At 45.2% G+C, this 19,607-nt stretch carries 16 protein-coding genes; 7 read left to right on the top strand and 9 right to left on the bottom strand.

Annotation, left to right across the window (positions count from 1 at the left end; all coding sequences use genetic code 11):
• Positions 1-22 precede the first annotated feature (22 nt).
• From NIA71_RS20125 to trxA, 4 genes are all read right to left on the bottom strand, one after another.
• Positions 23-2,062 carry a DEAD/DEAH box helicase gene (locus tag NIA71_RS20125; protein ID WP_269478569.1) on the bottom strand — a complete coding sequence of 680 codons (2,040 nt, stop codon included), beginning with the start codon at positions 2,060-2,062 and terminating at the stop codon, positions 23-25.
• A gap of 6 nt (positions 2,063-2,068) precedes the next feature.
• Positions 2,069-2,215: a hypothetical protein gene (locus NIA71_RS18160; protein WP_253021147.1), complete on the bottom strand. Its 147-nt coding sequence runs from the start codon at positions 2,213-2,215 to the stop codon at positions 2,069-2,071.
• 436 nt (positions 2,216-2,651) lie between these two features.
• Positions 2,652-3,023 carry a desulfoferrodoxin family protein gene (locus NIA71_RS18155; protein WP_148395581.1) on the bottom strand — a complete coding sequence of 124 codons (372 nt, stop codon included), beginning with the start codon at positions 3,021-3,023 and terminating at the stop codon, positions 2,652-2,654.
• 20 nt (positions 3,024-3,043) lie between these two features.
• Complete coding sequence (trxA, locus tag NIA71_RS18150) at positions 3,044-3,352, bottom strand: thioredoxin (protein WP_148395580.1); 309 nt, start codon at positions 3,350-3,352, stop codon at positions 3,044-3,046.
• Between the two features lie 504 nt (positions 3,353-3,856).
• Here trxA and NIA71_RS18145 point away from each other — a divergent pair.
• The 7 genes from NIA71_RS18145 (at position 3,857) to NIA71_RS18120 (ending at position 12,289) form a co-directional block, all read left to right on the top strand.
• Positions 3,857-5,239: a sigma-54 interaction domain-containing protein gene (locus NIA71_RS18145; protein ID WP_253021146.1), complete on the top strand. Its 1,383-nt coding sequence runs from the start codon at positions 3,857-3,859 to the stop codon at positions 5,237-5,239.
• A 372-nt stretch (positions 5,240-5,611) separates the two neighbouring features.
• Positions 5,612-7,036 (top strand): aldehyde dehydrogenase family protein, encoded by a 1,425-nt coding sequence (locus tag NIA71_RS18140; RefSeq protein ID WP_148395578.1) that lies wholly within the window; start codon positions 5,612-5,614, stop codon positions 7,034-7,036.
• Between the two features lie 75 nt (positions 7,037-7,111).
• Positions 7,112-8,458: an aminotransferase class III-fold pyridoxal phosphate-dependent enzyme gene (locus tag NIA71_RS18135; protein ID WP_269478568.1), complete on the top strand. Its 1,347-nt coding sequence runs from the start codon at positions 7,112-7,114 to the stop codon at positions 8,456-8,458.
• A 277-nt stretch (positions 8,459-8,735) separates the two neighbouring features.
• Positions 8,736-9,146 carry a transposase gene (locus tag NIA71_RS20120; RefSeq protein WP_367177905.1) on the top strand — a complete coding sequence of 137 codons (411 nt, stop codon included), beginning with the start codon at positions 8,736-8,738 and terminating at the stop codon, positions 9,144-9,146.
• Entirely contained in the window at positions 9,137-9,865 is a 729-nt protein-coding gene (locus tag NIA71_RS20115) for a transposase (protein ID WP_367177904.1), read from the top strand. The genes NIA71_RS20120 and NIA71_RS20115 overlap by 10 nt, the downstream gene beginning before the upstream one ends.
• 736 nt (positions 9,866-10,601) lie before the next feature.
• Positions 10,602-11,258 carry a transcriptional repressor LexA gene (gene lexA / locus NIA71_RS18125; protein ID WP_148395576.1) on the top strand — a complete coding sequence of 219 codons (657 nt, stop codon included), beginning with the start codon at positions 10,602-10,604 and terminating at the stop codon, positions 11,256-11,258.
• A 179-nt stretch (positions 11,259-11,437) separates the two neighbouring features.
• On the top strand, positions 11,438-12,289 hold the full coding sequence (locus tag NIA71_RS18120; protein WP_253021145.1) for an AEC family transporter: 852 nt from the start codon (positions 11,438-11,440) through the stop codon (positions 12,287-12,289).
• Between the two features lie 72 nt (positions 12,290-12,361).
• Here the strand turns inward: NIA71_RS18120 and NIA71_RS18115 are convergent, their stop codons facing one another.
• The 5 genes from NIA71_RS18115 to NIA71_RS18095 form a co-directional block, all read right to left on the bottom strand.
• Complete coding sequence (locus tag NIA71_RS18115; RefSeq protein ID WP_253021144.1) at positions 12,362-15,616, bottom strand: CehA/McbA family metallohydrolase; 3,255 nt, start codon at positions 15,614-15,616, stop codon at positions 12,362-12,364.
• 289 nt (positions 15,617-15,905) lie between these two features.
• Complete coding sequence (locus NIA71_RS18110; RefSeq protein WP_253021143.1) at positions 15,906-16,586, bottom strand: AraC family transcriptional regulator; 681 nt, start codon at positions 16,584-16,586, stop codon at positions 15,906-15,908.
• A 78-nt stretch (positions 16,587-16,664) separates the two neighbouring features.
• Positions 16,665-17,237 carry a sensor histidine kinase gene (locus tag NIA71_RS18105; RefSeq protein WP_227754776.1) on the bottom strand — a complete coding sequence of 191 codons (573 nt, stop codon included), beginning with the start codon at positions 17,235-17,237 and terminating at the stop codon, positions 16,665-16,667.
• Between the two features lie 319 nt (positions 17,238-17,556).
• Complete coding sequence (locus NIA71_RS18100) at positions 17,557-18,687, bottom strand: pyridoxal-phosphate-dependent aminotransferase family protein (RefSeq protein ID WP_227754777.1); 1,131 nt, start codon at positions 18,685-18,687, stop codon at positions 17,557-17,559.
• Between the two features lie 13 nt (positions 18,688-18,700).
• Positions 18,701-19,204: an ECF transporter S component gene (locus tag NIA71_RS18095; protein WP_148395570.1), complete on the bottom strand. Its 504-nt coding sequence runs from the start codon at positions 19,202-19,204 to the stop codon at positions 18,701-18,703.
• Positions 19,205-19,607 lie beyond the last annotated feature (403 nt).

The following is a 19,607-nucleotide window of genomic DNA, read 5'->3' as shown; positions in this document are numbered from 1 at the left end:
CTTTTCTTTTGCAGTATTTCTTTTATAATTGTGTTCCTTTCAGCTTACGAATATATTTTAACAAGCTTGGCACCTTGGCAAATTGGCTTTTGCTTTCATCAATCATATAAGTCCATGTATTTGTAGCTTTTATCAGACCTTCTCCTCTCAGATCTACGCCATGCTCGGTAATTTTGCATGTTTTCAATTTGCTAAGCACATCCTTTTTTATATCTTCTTCCATTTCCGCAAAAGCTCTGACCGCGAATCTCTGATAAACGTCCACTGGCTCTTCACCGCCCAAAATAGCAAAATGGATGCTCTCGCGGGCAGACTCCATTGCAGCTAAGTAATCGACCCAATGCTGATTGATGTAAAAGAGGAGAAGCTGCTGCTCAGCACATAATACCCCTTGAGTACCTGACTCAGCAACGCGCTTTTTGTATAGCACAGGCGCGTTTGTTTCAAAAAAATGCACAGATTTTATATCCCGCAAAACCACTTCTCGATATTGGGTAATCATCCGCCTATGCTTTTCCAGAATCAGTGAATACTTTTCCAAAAGATAACGCATCTGTGCATCTTCTCCTTCTGCCATGCGCTGGATTCGGCGGATTTGCACCTTGCCGGTATTCTCAATTACATGTCTTTTGATCAACGGCTGTTCCATACTAATGAAAAACTGGCTTTCCCCCGGTTCTCCCTGGCGTCCGGTCCTGCCTCTTAATTGCTGATCAATCCTGAAACTTCTGTTTATGCCTGTACTCAATACAAAAAGGCCTCCAGCCGTCGCCGCATCTTTGTCCAATTTTATATCAACGCCTCTGCCTGCCATATTGGTTGAGATGGTAATGCGATACGGCCTTCCCGCAAGTGCGATCAGTTCTGCTTCCTTTTCGTCTTCTTTTGCATTAAGAACAAAACAAGGCAAGTTTCTCTTTCTCAGCGCACCGGCCAGCGCTTCTGACTCTTCTACACTTTGAGTTCCAATCAGGATCGGTTGTCCTGTTTGATGTATTTGCCTGATCTTATGATATACCTGTGTGTAAAGCGCCTGATTCGTAGACAGTATCACATCCTCGTGGTCCCTGCGAATACAAGGAACGTGTGGAGGAATCCGTATGACCGAAAGGTCATACATGTTTTTCAGTTCTTTTCTAGACGACCAGGCCGTACCGGTCATGCCGCACAGCCGGCGGTATTTTAGCAGATAAAACTGCAGCGGCATCATATTATAAATCTGAGATCCTTTCCGAGCCTTCACTCCTTCCTTAATTTCAATTGCAAGGTGGAGATGATCCGGGAAACGCCGTCCTTCCGCAACTCGTCCTGTCGTATGTTCAATTACGAAAACGGTTCCATTCTTTACGATATAATCACGATCCTTTTTATACAATAACCGCGCTTCTAAAAATGTATGAATCATCTCCAAATAATGGGCATTTTCCAGCTCATACAGATTGTTCACTCCCAGCAGCCGTTCCGCATGCACAGCGCCCCTTTCTGTCAGCCATACCTGATGCTCCTTCTCTTGAAATTCAATATCCTGCGCATCGAGCTCCTCCACTGTTTTCCAAACCGTCATATAATTCTTGTCTATAGTCGGCTCTTCGCCCGCAAGTACCAGGGGGATACCAGCCTCATCGATCAGAATAGAATCCGCTTCATCTACAATGGCTGTATGAAAATGCTGGCGCAGCAAACCACTTTCACGAAAAGCCATGAAGTTTCTTAAGTAGTCAAACCCTGCTTCCCTGGCGGTGATATAAAGGATATTGCAATCATAGGCAGCCTGCCGGTGTTCTCTTTTGGTTGTCTGAAGAATACATCCGCAGGATAAGCCGCAAAATTGAAAGACCTCCTTGTTCTCTTTATAGTCTCTTGCCGCCAAATAGTCATTGAACACCAAGATCTGGACCTGCTCGCCCGACAAAGCCAGACTCAAAGCAGTAACTACTGCCGCCAGCGTTTTGCCTTCCCCAGTAGGCAGCTCCGCAATCATTCCTTGTTCCATGGCGTAAGCCGCGGATAGCTGGGTATCGAACAAAACCATTCCTTTGCACCGTATGATAGTTTCTTTTATAAGGCCCTAACGCCTGGGGCAGTGAGAGGAGTTTCTCAGCTCTTCTTTTAGTGCAGAATCAGAAAGCCCGCTCCCATCAAAAGTATTGACCTTATCAACAAAATCTCTGTACGGTAAAATAAACCGTCTATGAAACGGCATCTTTTTTTTCATATTAAATTCTCCTTTTATTGTCTCGTCGTATCTTTTAATAAAAGGAGTTCATTCAATCTTGCAAATCGTTTGGGCTATAGATATATACCGGGATAAGACTGGCAGCGCTGCCGCGGTCAGAGCGCCCGTAAAAACGAACAGGGGCAGGAAAGAAAGTAAAACAGCAGGAAAAAGCAGCCACATAAGAAACGCGACTAAAGAAAGCGTATATATGATACCTACGGTTCTGTCCTTCATAATACATCAACCTCTCCCCAATAATTGTAACTCCCTGTGTTGGCTGTGTCAAATACCTCTGGCGTGGAAAGATTCGGCTTCCCAGCATCCAGCACCTCGTCAGAAGCGATGGCCGCATAAAGCTCCGTATACGTTCGATCTGTATGCCCAAGCATATTAAAAAGGAGTTGGTTTCCAACTCCTTTTTATTATATAACTTTTACAGTTCCTTTTTCCAGAGCCCGTGCAGGTTGCAGTATTCATATACCGCTAACGGCTTGTCCTCTCCCAAACAGAATACAGCCTTCGGTTCGTCCGATGCGGACAGCTTCTTAATCTGGCAGCCCTTATCTGTTTCCAGCAAAATCCACTGGATCAGGTGTTCTTCGCTCATGGGATGGGTTACGGACCCCACGTCAACCTTCACCTTGTTGTCAGCTACCTCTACAACAGGAACGTGCTTTTCTGTCGCAGCATCCGTAGTGTTGGCCTTCAATTCCTCCATTGCTTCTCCGCAGCATACAAGGGGAACTCCCTTGTCATCAATCAGCGTCGCAATATTTCCACAGTGGTTACATCTTAAAATTTTCATACTTTTACCCTCCATAACTTTTATTTAAACATTTTTTCAATCGATTCCTTCGGAACCAGCCCGATCGAAGAATCTTTCGGCTGGCCATTCTCAAACAGAATCAGCGTCGGAATACTCATAACTCCATATTTGGAAGCCAGCTCCGGCTGTTCATCGATATTAAGCTTGCCTACTTTTATGTCCTTATGTTCCTCAGCAATCTGATCAACCACCGGACCCATCATTTTACAAGGTCCGCACCAGGCCGCCCAGAAATCGACCAGAACCGGTCCATCCGCCTTCAGAACTTCATTTTCAAAATTATCTTTTGTAAACGTCATCACTGCCATCTCTTCATCCTCCCTGCATATCTATCACATCATTATAGTCTTATAGTACCCATATATTTACTGCTTAATCAAATTCTTTAGACAAAACTTTTTATTCGGCTGTAAAAGTTCTCCTTACCCGCCCTATTGCGCGGTGAACACTGTGCGTCAAAACCCATCAGCTCCTGCACCCCAATCCCGGCTTTTTTCCGTCGATTCCCACCTGGCATACGGTTATTTTATAGGGAATCTGCACGCTAGTCAACTGAAAGTTACAGGCACATTCACGCCAATGTAATAATCAGCCGGCTATAGCGATACAAAGTTGCATCATTGCTGCTTGCAGAATCGTTTCTTACATTATATAATGTAGTTACTTAGTTGAACAGCCGGGTCGCAAAGCAAAAGACAGGGAAAGATACTCATCCTTGTATTGCAACATACCTAGCGCTGGCCTGGCAGTCGTACAAGCCCTTGGCGGCGGACGAATAATACTGCTGCTTTTATTCTAAAAGGGGGTATAGAATGGAAAAATTCCTGGATACACTTTCAGCAAGCGAGCTGATTCCCATTTTAAACAGCATCAACGATGCAATCTTTATCGACAGCAGCGACGGATATTCTTTGTGGTGCAACGAAGCTTGCCGTGAACTTTATAAGGTCAATCCGGACGATATTTCCGGCATGCACGTTTCTGAACTTGAGGAAAGCGGCGTTTTTACACCTTCTGTGGCTAAGCTGGTCATGGAAAAAAAGGAAGAGGTTACGATTATTCACGAGAATAAGGAAGGCAAACGGCTTCTTTCCACTGGCACACCCATTTTTGACCATACGGGAAAGATGAGCAAAATCGTCACCACATCAAGGGATATTACCGAATTGACCAGCCTGCAGAATCAGCTGGAATCGGTCCAAAAAACGCTGAAACAGATCGAATCATTGGAAAATTTTTCAAGCGTACACGTAGTTGCGTCCAGCCGTTCCATGCGCAATGTACTGCAATTGGCCAAGCGGCTGGCGTCGGTTGACTCAACGGTTTTAATCACTGGTGAATCGGGCGTCGGCAAAGGTGTGATCGCAAAACTGCTCCACGAAAACGGTGCCCGAAAGGATTACCCCTTTGTCACAGTAAATTGCGGCGCTATTCCTGAAAACCTCATTGAGTCAGAACTCTTCGGCTATGAGCGGGGCGCTTTTACCGGCTCTCGGGCGGAAGGAAAAAAGGGACTCTTCGAAGCCGCGCAAAATGGTACCATCTTTTTAGACGAAATCTCAGAGCTTCCTTTAAATTTACAGGTGAAACTGCTGCAGGTCATCCAGGATCGGGAATTAATTCGGGTCGGCGGCGTCAATCGTGTTCCCATTGATGTGCGAATTGTTTCTGCCACCAACAAAGAACTGCTCCAGCTTGTAAGGAACAATAAATTTCGTGAAGACCTGTATTACAGACTGAACGTGGTTCCCATCAACGTGCCGCCCCTCCGGGAACGTCCGGAGGATATATTGCCTCTGATCCAGACCAATCTGGACAAATGCAATAAAAAACTCAATGAAGCCAAAAAATTGGATCCGGCTGCGCTTTCCATACTGCTGCGCTACCCTTGGCCGGGCAATATCAGAGAGCTGCAGAACATTATGGAGCGTCTCATTCTCACCACCAAAGATGAATTTATTACTGAGGACAACCTCCCGATCTTTATCAAAAACTCTGCACAGGCACAGCCTGTGGAGGCAGTACGGACCTTATCCCTCAATGCAGCTTTACAGAGGGCGGAAAAAGAAATCCTTGCCAGGACATTAGCTGAATATAAATCGACCCGGTCCATGGCCAAAGTCCTGCAGGTCAGCCAGCCTACAGTCGTTCGAAAGCTCCAAAAATATGGTCTTTCTACAGGTGATACAAAATAGCATCACCGATTCAATTTTGTATCATCCAGTCAATCCCTTGATTTTAAAAGCGTTTCGAACATTTTTACTATCTTAATTTTGCTTTCGATTCAATTTTGTATCGCATTTCTTGTCTTTTTTGCTTTATTCCTGGCATTATCTTGCCAGGCCGATTCATGTATACATTATATTTTTTGAAACTGACTTATTCACAAACGTTGATATTTCAATGTTCTAATTTTAGAACAATCTTCAAACATAGGACTTCACGGAAAATTCACACTTTTTCTTTTCATTTTGGCACGCTGGTTGCTCTATATATAGCCGTCAGTAGTTTTGCTGCTGGCGTTGAACATAGTTGATACGATTATATTTACAAGGAGGACTTAAAAAATGTCAATGAATGCACATGATTATGTTGCTGCTTTAGTTGAAAAAGGCAGAAAAGCACAGGCGATCGCTAACAATTTCACTCAGGAAGATGTTGATCTTCTGACCGCTGCTGTTGCTTACAACCTGACCAAGGATGGAAAAGCATTAAAGTATGGTGAAATGTTAGTTGAAGAATCCGGCATGGGTATCGCTCCTGATAAAGAGCAGAAAATGTACGGAAAAATCTGGGGTTCCTATATCCAGATGAAGGATGAAAAGTCTGTAGGTCTGCTGGAAGACAACAAAGAAACCGGCATGCAGAAATGGGCTAAGCCAATGGGCGTTGTTGCCGGTATCATGCCTGTAACAAACGGCGAAGCTACTCCTGTGGTAAAAGCCAACATGGCTCTTAAAACAAGAAATGCCATCATCCTGGCACCCCATCCGAAAGCAAAGAAAACAAACTGGGAAATCGTTAATGATATCAGAGCTACCATCAAAAAATTAGGCTATCCGGAAGATTTAGTTCAGACTGTTGAGCCTGAATGGGTTAAGATCGAAGTTTCCAAAGAATTAATGGCACAGTGCGACTTCATCCTGGCTACAGGCGGAGAAGCTCTGGTTGAATCCGCTTACTCCTCCGGCACTCCGGCTATCGGCGTAGGCGTTGGTAATACAGTATCCATCATCGATGGAACCACCGATATGGCAAAAGTTGCAGAAATGATTGTTAGGTCCAAGGCTTATGACAATGCGACTTCCTGCTCAACAGAAAACAACATCATCGTATTCGAAAGCTGCTACGATGAGTTTGTTGACGAAATGGCAAAACACGGCGCCGTACTGTTCAAGGAAGGCTCCGAAGAAAAAGCAAAATTGCAGAAAACCATGTGGCCGAACACTCCAAACGACCACGTGCTCAATAGAGCGATTGTTGCACAGAATGCAGAGCAGATTGCAAAACTGGCTGACATCGACGTTCCTGCAGGCACAAAAGTGCTGATGGCAGAAGAACTGAACGGATTTGGTCTGGAACACCCGTTCACAGGCGAAAAACTGTCACCAGTATCCGGCATCCAGAAAGCAAAAGACTTTGACGATGCGCTCGATAAGCTGATGAAGACATTAGATTACATGGGTAAAGGCCACTCCTGTGGTATCCACACAACCAATGATGAGTTAGTTGCAAAACTGGCCGCTGCTGCTCCTGTTACAAAGGTCGTTGTCAGCCAGCCGCAGTGTCTGGTTAACTCCGGCGGCTGGACTTGCGGATTCCCGGTATCCATGACTCTGGGCTGCGCAACCTGGGGCGGAAACAGTGTTTCCCACAATGCAACATGGAGAGACCTGCTGAACTTTACTTATGTTTCCAGAGAAATTCCGAACTGGAGACCGGATCCAAACGAATTATTCCCGGCTGATCTGAGAGCGAAAGTAGACGACTAAACAATCGAAAGCCGACTGTATTAAATTTGAGTGTTGGGAGCAGGAAAGCTTCACAAACTTCCCTGCTCCAGTAGAATCCAAAAAAGGAGATTAAAAATGTCAGCAATTAAAGAAAAAAGTTTAAAATATAACTTACACTCCTGGAGCGCACAGGGCAATCTGAATCCAAAGGTGATCACTAAAGCCGAAGGCATCTATTTCTGGGATGAAGAAGGCAAAAAGTATTACGATATGTCTGCTCAGCTGGTAAACTCCAACCTGGGCCACGGCAACAAGGCCATCGTCAATGCGATTAAAGATCAGGCGGAAAAAATTCCGTTTATCGGACCGGGATTTGCGATTGACGTTCGTTCCGATGCTGCGGAAGCAATTGTTGAGGCTTCCGGACTGGAAGGCGCAAAAGTATTCTTCACCAACGCTGGTGCGGAATCCAATGAAAACGCCATCAAAATCGCAAAACAGTACACCGGAAGATGGAAGATCTTCTCACAGTACAGATGCTATCACGGTTCTTCCGCCGGCGCTGGAATGCTGACTGGTGAACCAAGACACTTTGCCAATGAGCCGGGACCTGCCGGATTCATTAAATATGACGGACCTTACGCTTACAGAGCACCAAAGGCCTGCAAATTTGAAACTGAAGACGATGTAGCTGATTTCTATCTGGAACTTTTGACCAATCAGGTTAAGTATGAAGGACCGGAAAGCGTAGCTGCGATCTTCCTCGAAACCGTAGTTGGATCCAACGGAATTTTGGTTCCTCCTGCTAAATATGTAACTGGCGTTCGCGATCTTTGTACAAAATACGGCATCATGATGGTCTGCGACGAAGTTATGGCAGGCTGGTACAGAACCGGCACCTGCTTCGCATTCCAGAACTTTGGAATCAAGCCTGACCTGGTAACCTTCGCAAAAGGCGCAACCTGCGGCTATGTTCCTCTGGGCGGCGTAATCGTATCCGAGCCGATCGCTAAATACTTTGACGATCACAAGATGATGTGCGGACTGACTTACAGCGCTCATCCGATGGGCTGTGCTGCTGCTGTAGCTACCATCAACGAATACAAAAACCTAAACATTGCTGAAAATGTAAAAAAACAGGGCAAAGTTTTAGGCGAACTGCTGGAAGATCTGAACAAGAAACACGCTTGCGTGGGCGAAGTTCGTTACATCGGCCTCTTCTCAGCATTTGAGCTGGTAAAAGACAAGGCTACAAAAGAACCGATCGTCGGCTTCAACGATGATCCGGACGGCCTGATGGCAAAAATCGTCGGCATGCTGGTTAAAGAAGGATTCTGGACTTACTCACACGAAAACATGATTATCGTTGCACCTCCGCTCATCATCACTGAAGAAGAGCTGAGAGAAGCAATGGCAATTTTGGATAAGGTATTAGATTCTGTTGACAACATGATTAAATAAGCCTGTTTGATCATGTAAAAGTACTCCTTGAGGGGCTGTCGCATTAAGCGATAGCCCCTTCTAGTATGCAAAAAATAAACAAAAAACAATATTAAAAGCCCGAGAACCATCAGATTCACGGACTTTGTGGTAAAATATTAGTATGCTAAAATCAAATACTCTACAGAAAGATTATACACAATCCGAAACATGTTTTCAATGCAAGATGCCATTTGATATTGGATATATCATTCCTAATAATGATTGCGTGAGACTGCTAAGTCAGTTTGTGGAGGAAATGGATCTGACGAATCTTTATGAGACATATTCGCGTCTCAAAGAAAATCAAGCGTCTCCACGCACCATGTTGAAACTTGTCCTTTATGCTTATCTTGACGGTAAATATTCATCCAGAGAGATGGAACAAGCCTGTCACCGAGACATAAATTACATATATCTGCTGGATGGAAAACCTGTTCCTGACCATGCTACATTTGCACGCTTTCGCAGTATTCATTTTGCAGCATGTGCAGAAGGAATCCTTTCAGAAACAACACAACGGCTGTATCGTTTAGGAGAATTATCCGGGAAAGATATCTTTATTGATGGTACGAAAATTAAAGCCCGTGCAAACAAATATACTTTTGTCTGGAAAAAGGCGGTTACAATCTACAGCACGGCATCGATTCAGAATACATTGTGTGGTTGACTGTAGGTCCTACGCCAAATGACCAGCCAGCCTTAAAACCATTCCTGAAAAGTATGGAAGAGAATCTAAGTTTCACCTACAAAAACATTGTTGCAGATGCAGGATATGAAAGTGAAGAAAACTACAGTTGGATTGAGGAAAACGGCCAGATTGCCTTTATCAAACCTGCCAATTATGAACGGTCCAAAACGAGAGAATATCAGAAGGATATCAGCAGGAAAGAACACATGGATTACTATCCTGCTGAAGACTATTATCTTTGTAAAAACAGGAAAAAGCTTATCGCGGTTGAGATGAAAAACAGAAAAAGCAAAGCCGGATACCTTACTCAAACGACAATCTATCGATGCGAAGATTGCACAGATTGTCCTTACAAGTCAAGTTGTACGAAGGCAAATCATTGGAAACTGCCATTGGAGGAACGAACAAAACAGCTGGAAGTCTCCAGAAATTTTGAACGCCAAAGAAGTGAGTATTTGGAAAGAATCGTAAGTGATGAAGGTATTCTTCTGCGAATCAATCGCAGCATTCAAGCGGAAGGCTCCTTTGCAGATATGAAGCAGGATCGTAATTTTAGACGATATTTATGTCGCGGACAAAAGAATGTATATGCAGAAAGTGTGCTTATGGCAATTTCACATAACATAGAAAAACTGCATAATCGAATCCAGAAAGAACGAACTGGATTACACCTGTTCTGTACGGAAAAAGCAGCATAAATTTAAAGGTTGAAAATACCTTTTGTCAGTGTTGCTGTCAGAGCTTTATTTTTGTTGTCTTTTTGAGGCGAAATACGCTAAAGACGAAACAATTTAAGTAGAGATTACGATAATGGAGCTTCGCTCCGGCGGATTTTCATCCGCCTAGTGCGACAGCCCCTTTTTAATTGGCGGGGATTCTGCGCTGGCTCGGCATCATGCTCCCAGTAGGCAAAACACCCTGCACCGTCTCTTTTTTTACATCACATAAGCAAATCAAGAACATCTGTTTACATTTTGTTCTTTTTATGGTATTCTAAGGTTGATGTTATAGACGGGTTTCTCCTTTGACTGACGATTACAATTGGTACGCCGCGGACTGTATCAGAAAACGGTATTTTTTAGTGAATTACGACATTCTGACGGCACGTTGCACCAATGGACGGGCTTCCTTCATGCAAAATTGTCAGTATCTAAAAAGGATAGTTCTTTTATTGATACTCTTTGGGGAAACGCTCATAGAGAAGGACGGATTAATATCAAAATCCAAGGTTTTTGCAAGGAATTTTGATACTGAGGCCCCTCACCTGGCTTTTATCCAATCGCTCCGGGACTACAAAGTATCAAAATTGACATTTTTTTGATACCAGCAGCGATACTCGAATGGTTTGGATGCATAAGGCTTGATGTTGGCGGTGATGGCCGTCCTACTGCAAAACAGAATACTTTATACAGGATAAAAACAAATCCGGGAGGAATGGATGATATGTTAAAAGAACGGGAACAGAAAATCTTAGATTACATGAAGCAGGAAATCCGGCAGAAAGGATATCCCCCTACTGTGCGGGAAATCTGCAATGCGCTCAATATTAAATCCACTTCAACTGCTCATAAGGATATCGACAATCTTGTAAAAAAAGGCTATATTATCAAGGATCCATCCAAGCCGCGCGCTTTGATGGTAGTCGATCAGGAATTGGAGTCAGTACCGGCAGAACCGATGCCGCCTATTGATAATGCCCAGCGGACCGACGTTACCGACATACCGGTTATCGGACGCATTGCCGCCGGCACGCCCATCCTGGCTGAGCAAAACGTGGAAGAGACCTTTCCCGTTCCATCGCGCTTCCTTGGAAACGGTACCAATTTTATGCTGACGGTTAAGGGAGAAAGCATGATTGAAGCCGGAATTATGGACGGTGACTACATATTGGTTCAGCAGCAGCAAACCGCCAACAACGGCGATATCATCGTCGCTATGGTAGACGGCTTTGAAAGCGAAGCTACGGTAAAGACTTTCTATAAAGAGCAGGATCATATTCGGCTTCAGCCGGAGAACTCATCCATGAGCCCTATCATCGTACAGGATGTGAAAATTTTAGGCAAGGTCAAAGGCGTCTTTCGATATTTTTAAACCAACGCGGGTATTGTACCCGCGTTTTTTTCTGTATAAAAGTGATGGTAATCCCAGCATGGGACAATTCGGCTAATACATCAATTATTCTTTTTACAGGAATCATTGTTCTGCATTTGACAACTGGCCGACCGCCGTATTATGATAGATCCAGTATATAACTGGAAGGGGTAAGATTCATGTTTGTAATACTAAGTAAAATCGCAATTATTTTCGCTATGGTAGGAGTCGGTTTCATTGCCAATAAAGCCAGAGCCCTGCCGGATGAATCCAACGGTTATCTGATCTCGCTGCTCATGAATATTACGGCGCCCTGCATGCTCCTCACCTCCATTACCGGCAAGCAATTGACGCCGGATACCCTCAGTTCTACCCTGGAGGTACTGGCTGGCACCATCATCTTCTTCCTTGTGGGGATGGCCGTTTCTTACGGGATCGTCAAGGTGCTGCGCATCTCTTCTGCGGACCAGGGCGTTTATATGAGCATCCTCACCACCGTAAACACTGGCTTCATGGGTTTTCCCATCACAAAAGCGGCGTTCGGCAATGAAGCGCTGTATTTCATGGTGGTCAGCAACATCGTCCTCAACATCTACCTCTATTCGCTGGGGATTTTACAGATCAATATGGGCGAAAAACGTCAGTTCAAAGGGCTGAAAAAGGCCCTCAAACCAATGCTTAACATGTGCTCGCTGGCAGCGGTTTTAGGAATCATTATGCTCTTTTCCGGATTCAAAATCCCTTCTTTTTTCAACGAACTCCTTACGGGCATCGTCATATCCCTCATCAACCTGATCTTATGGCCCGCTCTGACTTTTCTGGCGGTCAACTGGCTGCCCATCCATGAGATGACCAAGCTGATACTGGTCTACGGCGCCGCTTTTCCTACAGCAGTCATTGTAGTGGCCCTGGCGGCCAAAGAGCGGAAGAATTCCCAGCTGGCGGCAGAGGGCGTGGCCATGACCACTCTTTTTTCCATGGCCACATTGCCGTTCATCACCATGCTGCTGAGCACCTATTACGGAATATAAAACAGGTGCTGCCGCACGAAGCTAATTTCTTCATGTAGACAGCACCTATCTATAATCTAAAGGTTTACATTTTTATTTTCCATCGATCCAGAAAGGATTGGTAACCGCATAATTGCCGTTCACATCCATAACCAGTATGGATACCCATGTTTTCTTGCCGGAATCCACAGCAAGCGACAAGTCAACAGCTGCCGTCTTTTTATCACCTGCGATTGTTGCAGCCTGATCGGTCAGTGCTTTATCATACTTAATATGTGTTCCATATGAATCTTTCTGATAGGCTCCGATCAAGGTCTCACTTTCATAATTGTCTTTGCTGTCTCCGGTCATAACGATCACTTCTTTGATGTCTGTCAGCGATTTTGCATCCAGCTTGAGATTAAACTTTTGATCGCTGTTCACCTGATAAATCTCTCCCGGTTTTTGATCCATTTCCAGAATCGGTCCGAAGGAAACATAGGAATGTCCTTCAGCGACAGCCTTTGTAAAGGTCAGTCCTGTATCCACCACGTTCTTGCCTTCCGTGCTTCCAACATCGGCTATGGTCCTGACCTTGCCCGAATTGTAATGCTCCGATTCGCCTCTTGCAAATTCGCCTTGGTTGGTAACGCCTGGAATCAGTACATCGTGGGTATCCGAGCCGCCCAGCAGATAATGCGGTTTTTCAACCGTATCCCCCATATATTTTCCGCCGTCCAGATATGCGTTCCACAGAGCCTGGGCAGAAATCAGCACATCCGCATTTTCCTGATCGCTTGAGCAGGCATTGATTTCGATGTTATCGTAATCGTCCTGATAGCCGCCCGGAACGCCGCCGTCCTTACGGGCCGAATAATAGAGGCCGTAAGAATACCACGGATGGTTGGCTGTAATGGTCGCTCCTTTGTCATGGGTCTGCTTTACAAATTCGGGGAACTTGGAGAACTGATCCATAACATGGTTTTCCCGGTTTTCATCGAGGAAGAAGTTATAGGAGCTATGATCCTGGGGAAGGACATTGAAGTGGGCCCATGAGCAGGAAATCTCTTCCGATGGAACAAAGCCTTTCATTTGGTTTTTATAAGTCTGTGTCACCAGATCATACCCTTTTTTATTGTTTACCGTAAAGTCGTGATCGGTGATAAAGGCAACGTCAAGGCCGGATGCCAGGAAGGATGGTATTGCATCTTCCGGATCGGCGAAACCGTCGTTCTTGTTGGCATGATGGTGCAGATCGGCGCTGAGCCATCCATCCTGCAGAGAATATTTTTTATCCGCCGTCACGGTCGCCTTGGCATTTCCGTCACCTTGCAGAGATACTGTATCCGTGTAAAAATAGTATCCCTGTGGGTAAACCGTCGCTTTGTAGCTGTTTAGATCAGAGACTTCTGCCACGATCTTGCCTTTTTCTTTAGCCTGATATACGGAGTTGCCTGTATATCGAACTTCCGGATACTCATTGAGAATCTCTGCTTTTCCCCAAAGCGGATTGTCATTCTGATCCTTCAATTGAATTTCCAGTTTCTGTTTTTGAGGGCCAGTCTTCAGATCGACCGATCCTGCTGCTTGTACATCGACGAGTTCTCCTTTGCCGTAGCCCTTGCATTCGGCGTAAAGCTGATAACTTCCCTTTGGCAGATCGATCGAGTAATTGCCGTTATTGTCCCCGCGGTAGAAGCCATAGACTTTCTTATCTTTATCTTTTACAATCACGACCGCATCGGATACAGCACCGGATCCGCCATTATCTTTTATTTGACCGGCAACGGTCATTGTCTCTTCCGCATTTGCTTTGTTGAGGAAATTGGTCAGCGTCTTGGTATCCGCCTTCTGTGAGGCCATAAAGTATTCCTGATAAACGGTGGTTTCTCCAGGGGCGTAAGCAGCGCTTGCCCGCAGCTCTTTGTATCCCAGTGAACCTCCGAATTTATCGATCTTCACTTTTTGATCTGCTTGTACTTTCGGTACCGTATGGCAGGTGGCGTATTCTTGACCGTCTTTGTTGCCGTAGCTCATGATCGTATTCACCGGCTGAAGGGTTTTCATGGCTCCGCCGTCATCGCCCTTATTGGTCATGGCAAAACGGGTCCTGTTGCTCTTCGCCGTATCGACCGCCGCCGCTCCGTTATTGGTCACCGTATCAAACATATATGCGTGATCGGCTCCCGGGGCCAAGCTATAGTAGGTTACGACGTCCAAGCTGCACATCTTGCCGCTTTCATCCGCCAGCTGATTATAGATACGGGATACCTTTACTGCTGGAAGGCCGTCCTTGCTTTCTTTGCAGGCCGTAAAGTCGTAATTAGCCAGATCAAAGGTTACAGTACCGCAGTTTTCCGGCGCCCAGGAGTCCCAGCCGTTCATGAGGAATTCCAGCGACCATATGGTATCTCTGGCCGGCGTTCCATTTTTCATGTAGCCTGCATCCAGTACCGATCCTGCCGGATATCCCCATGGATTTCGCGTTCCTACTGCCAGTACAAATCCCATTTTACCGTTGCTGACGATAATATCATGGTCGCTCAGAGCTTCGCCGTTCTGGAAGTAGGTCTTGGATTTGTCGCTGACCTTGTTTACCTTTCTCCAGTCGCCTACGGTTGCGATGTACAAATCATCCGTCTGCTTATAGTTCAAAAGATCGGCTGTGATTTTATATTGATTAGCGCTGCCAGGATCGGATGTAATCGTCTGGACTTTATCTTCGCCCGGCACTGGTGCTGGCTGCTGTTCTTTTTTGGGGACCGTCACCTTACAGGTTGCTTTATATTTGCTGCTTTCTTTTGAGTAAACCGTTATCGTAGCGGTTCCTGGGTTAACAGCGGTCACAACGCCCTTTGAGGAAACTTTGGCAACTCCCTTATTGCTGGATTTCCATTTTACACCCTTATTATAGACGCCTTCCGGCCCGACTTTCACTTTTAAAGTCTTCGTTTTACCGGAATCTAAAGTTAAGGTCTTCTGGGAAATAGTCAGCTTGGGCTTAATGTTTCTCACTGTAATGGTAATTCTCTTTTTCACCTTTCTGTTTTTCTTTGAAACAGCAGTGATTTTTACTTTGCCTGACTTTTTACCAGTTACCACCCCTTTTTTGGATACGGTGGCAACCCTCCGATTGCTGCTTTTCCACGTTACCGCTTTGCTGGCGCTTTTGGGCGAAACCGATTTAACGGTAATTTTGGCTTTTCCCTTGATGTCTACTTTCTTCGTCGTTGCCTTTAAAACGATTTTTTTCGGAGCCTTGCTCGCTGCGCTGACTGTTGATGTGGTCATCCACACGGAGGTGAACACCATAGCCAGTGCGATGAGAACGGCAAGGCATTTTTGCGTACTTGTTCTCTTTGTACTCATAGCGCTTCCTTTCTCTGCAGTCTTCCGCCGCAGTTTGTTTCTGCTCTAAGTATATAGAAAACCGATTTTCCCATCTAAAATGTTTCCGCTCTCTTTCTTGTAGATTTTGTGAATTTTATCTGACTATTTGCACATTTTTATGATAATCTGGCATTTTCATGTCCAATTTTTCACTTCTGGGCAGCAGGGGTATTAGCTGCTGACTTTAAATCCTTGGAATTCACACAAAAAAATGTGAACAATGCGACTAGCGCCTCTTTGTTCACACCTTGATCTTTGAAATCGATCCCTAATCCTTTGGATTGTCTTTTAGCTCTTTGCGGTAACCCTGGGGAGTCATGTTCATCCGCTCCGCAAAGACACGATTAAAGTAGGATGGATCTGAAAATCCGCATTCTGCTGCAATTCGATATGCCGGATATCGGGTTTCTTTCAATAGACGGCAGGCATATCTGATTTTCAAATCTACAACATATCTGGAAAAGGTTACTCCCATTTCTTTTCGAAACACACGGCTAAAATAAGCCGGACTCATGAATTCTTTTGCCGCCACTTCTTCTAACGTCAATTTCTCGCAATAATGGTCTTGAATATACAAAACCGCATCGGCGATCATGGGACTTCTGGCATCTTCCATCCGCTCATACCCTTCTGCTGTTCCCCTCGCCTTGACTGCATCTTTCATTCGAAGGACCAGTTGGGTTAAGTCCGAAGGCCGTACAGGTTTGACCAGATATTCAAATACGTTAAACCGTATGGCCTTTTGGGCACAGGTAAAATCCATATGTCCGGTAAGAATACTGATACAGCTATTTGGCAGGATTTCACGAATCCTGCCGATGGCGGAGATCCCGTCGAGGCCTGCGATCCACAAATCCATCAGCACCAGATCAGGCCGGTGCTCCTTTGCCAGCGCAACAGCTTCGTATCCATCCCTGCTGGTAAGAATATCGCCCCCCCCCCCCCGCATAAATTTTGCGATATGATGGTTTTAATAAATTCCTGCTCGATGGGTTCATCTTCTACGATTAAAACCGTATATGCTTCCTCAGCCATCCTGATCACGCCACGGAACAGAGACAACCGTAATACTACCCTTGCCCAGCTCCTTCCTTTCTGTCCGGACTCCATATTCGTTTCCGAAATAGAGCTTCAGTTTTTTATCAATAATATAGCGGTCATCTTCCCCATATCCCTGGTTTTCCTTACTATAAGAAACATTATCTTCAATAAAGATTTCCAGATTCTTTCCCATCTCTTTTGCACAGATCAGAATACACAGACACTTCCTGTCATTGGTCAGCCCCTGCATGACAACGCTTTCAACGATCGGCAGCAATGTCATGTTCGGGATTCGGCAATCCTCGGCTGAATCCGGGACCACAATCTGAAAGTCAAAATGATCCTTCAGGCGTATCTTCTGGAGCTTCAAATAATTCCTTACTGCGGCAAGCTCACCCCTAATGGTTTGGATTTGATCCTTTTCTGCAAGGGCGCACCGGATCAGCTCGGAGAGATTATAGACGGCTTCCTCGGTAATGGGGGCACCTTCCACGTAGGCTGTCCTGGCAATGCAGTTCAACGTATTGAGCAGAAAATGGGATCTTTTCATCATATTCATACAAGTCCCTCCGCACCAATTAGATTTTGCTATAACCATTAAAATATTCTGATAATATTATACCATTTTCCCTATAGGGGAATGTCAACACGAACCTTTATCCATTAACGTGTTAAAGAATCCAACCGTTTATTCCGTTGAATCTGTTATTAAGCTGTATTCTATTCTCAAATCACAGCTCTATTTTGGGTACAACATTCCATTATAGGGCAATCTTTGGAAGCTTTTCTTCTCAGCCTGCACAAACATAGGTACAGCAAAACGGCTTTACCCTGCATGCAGGATAAAGCCGACTGTATACGATATTATACTTTGCCCGTCATGACAAAAGCTCTAAAAAGCGATCTTTCATCCGGCATTTCAATGGAACTCCCAGTTCTTGCAGCGTTTTATCCATTGCATCAAGGGTCTGCGCCATATCTGGTATGTTGGCATTTTCGCCCATATGCCCGATACGAATCACTTTGCCCGCCAGGATGTCAAAGCATCCGGAAATCATCACCTGATACTTGTCCCGCATGATGGATAAAATCGCCTCATCCGTCACGCCCTCCGGCACCTGAACAACGGTCACCGTATTGGAATATCCGCTTTTAAGGTACAACGAAAGTCCTGCCTCCGTGACTGCCTGTCTCGTTGCCGCAGCGATCTTCTCGTGGCGCCGGAAAATCTCCTGATCGGCTTTCACATTGTCCACAGCAGCCGCCAGTCCCTGGATGTCGCTGATGGGCATGGTATATGGGAACCATTTATCTTTATAGTAATTCTTGAAGGTTAAGATGTTGGCGTAAAAGGATGCAATGGGTGTGCTGCGATTTTCCATGGCCTCTATAGCCCGGTCGCTGACCCATAGGAGCGTTAGTCCCGGCGGAGCGGACAATGCCTTTTGGGATCCGCCGCAGAGAATATCAATCCGGCTTTCATCCACATTGAGATATTCGCCGAACATCCCGGCCACCGAATCGACCACCGACAAAATATGGAACTCATCCAAAAGACATCCCAGCGCCTTTACATCGTTGAGCACGCCGCTGGGTGTATCACAGTGAACCAAAGTCGCATATTTAAAATCCGAATCCTCTTCCAGGAATTCGCGGAGTTTGCCGCAATCCACCGGCCGCTTGTAATCACAAGTATATAAAACAGGCTGGCCGCCATACAAGGTTACAAAATCGGCAAAGCCTTTGCCGAAAATTCCGTTATCAATCACCAGCACTCGGTCGCCCGGCTCGGTCAGGGATGCACACGCTGCTTCCAAGCCGAGAATGCCCTCTCCCCCAAGGATATATGCGCTGCCGCTGGAATGAAGCAGCCCTTTCAGGTCATCACAGGTCTGTTTATAGAAATCATAGAATTCCAAATCCAGATCCGGATTGGTGGTTTCCAGGCTCCTGGCCATACGAACATTTTCCCGAACCTGCGTCGGACCCGCTGTCATTATTTTATACATTTACGTTCTCCTTTTAAATCTTTGCAACTAGCGTTCTCAATCTGCCGGCAATGGGAACGACGATGATTCCGGCTACGATCACCTGGACAAGGTTACCCGGTATGGACCCCAGAGGAACGATCCAGTTTTGAAACAAAATCACCTCTGCAAAATAGTACCCGACCACTTTGATCACCAGAGCAGCCACAACAGCCAGTCCATTGAATAAAACGGGCTTATTCTTTCCTTTTTCAGAAATAGTACCAGCCGTGAAACCCATCAAGCCGACAATAACGAAGGTAAAGGGCGCCCAGGCCGTCCAGCCTGAGATCAAGTCGAAAAGTCCCATACCGAATGCTCCCGCAATGGCCCCGGTCTTTCTTCCAAAAAGAAAGGCGGCTAAAAACAAAGGGACATTGCCTAAATGGATCAGACCACCGTTACCGATCAGGGGAAGACGGATATTGATGAAGGCTGTTGCTACCAGCGTTAATGCGATAAACAGACCGTTGATCACCAGGGTTTTTGTTGTACTCATTGTTTGAACAGTTTCTACACTACGCAATTCAGATTCCTCTTTTCTTCAAAAAACAGCCCCTGGCGCCAGCTGCTGCGCGGGGACTCCTTATACTCTTAACGTTCTTCCTTGCGATCGCTCTTCTATTATATTCAAAAACTATCCATATTAAAATATGCAATTTTAATTAATTTTATAATAACAATACACCAATAATTGATGAGTTGTTATCGATAAAGGTGCAGTTTTTTTCAATACAGTTAGTTGCCCGAGTTTTACGGGGCTGAAAGAATTAGGTTAACCCCCCGCATCACCAGCTTGTTGGCATATTATCAAAAAAAGAGACAGCCCTGCTGTAAGTTTTTGCTTACACAACCATTCTTGAAAAATCTTATATTTCAAGAATTTTCAGCTCATTTTTATC

The sequence above is a fragment of the Ihubacter massiliensis genome (genome assembly GCF_024125305.1).
GTDB lineage: Bacteria > Bacillota > Clostridia > Peptostreptococcales > Anaerovoracaceae > Hominibacterium > Hominibacterium faecale.
The sequence above is the reverse complement of the archived record's forward strand: the minus strand, read 5'-3'. Positions and strand labels throughout refer to the sequence as shown.

Coding starts and splice junctions, on each gene's coding strand:
- NIA71_RS18160 (WP_253021147.1), bottom strand. CDS start 2,215: ATGAAAAAAAAGATGCCGTTTCATAGACGGTTTATTTTACCGTACAGA.
- NIA71_RS18155 (WP_148395581.1), bottom strand. CDS start 3,023: ATGAAAATTTTAAGATGTAACCACTGTGGAAATATTGCGACGCTGATT.
- trxA (WP_148395580.1), bottom strand. CDS start 3,352: ATGGCAGTGATGACGTTTACAAAAGATAATTTTGAAAATGAAGTTCTG.
- NIA71_RS18145 (WP_253021146.1), top strand. CDS start 3,857: ATGGAAAAATTCCTGGATACACTTTCAGCAAGCGAGCTGATTCCCATT.
- NIA71_RS18140 (WP_148395578.1), top strand. CDS start 5,612: ATGTCAATGAATGCACATGATTATGTTGCTGCTTTAGTTGAAAAAGGC.
- NIA71_RS20120 (WP_367177905.1), top strand. CDS start 8,736: ATGGATCTGACGAATCTTTATGAGACATATTCGCGTCTCAAAGAAAAT.
- lexA (WP_148395576.1), top strand. CDS start 10,602: ATGGATGATATGTTAAAAGAACGGGAACAGAAAATCTTAGATTACATG.
- NIA71_RS18120 (WP_253021145.1), top strand. CDS start 11,438: ATGTTTGTAATACTAAGTAAAATCGCAATTATTTTCGCTATGGTAGGA.
- NIA71_RS18115 (WP_253021144.1), bottom strand. CDS start 15,616: ATGAGTACAAAGAGAACAAGTACGCAAAAATGCCTTGCCGTTCTCATC.
- NIA71_RS18110 (WP_253021143.1), bottom strand. CDS start 16,586: ATGCGGGGGGGGGGGGGCGATATTCTTACCAGCAGGGATGGATACGAA.
- NIA71_RS18105 (WP_227754776.1), bottom strand. CDS start 17,237: ATGAATATGATGAAAAGATCCCATTTTCTGCTCAATACGTTGAACTGC.
- NIA71_RS18100 (WP_227754777.1), bottom strand. CDS start 18,687: ATGTATAAAATAATGACAGCGGGTCCGACGCAGGTTCGGGAAAATGTT.
- NIA71_RS18095 (WP_148395570.1), bottom strand. CDS start 19,204: ATGAGTACAACAAAAACCCTGGTGATCAACGGTCTGTTTATCGCATTA.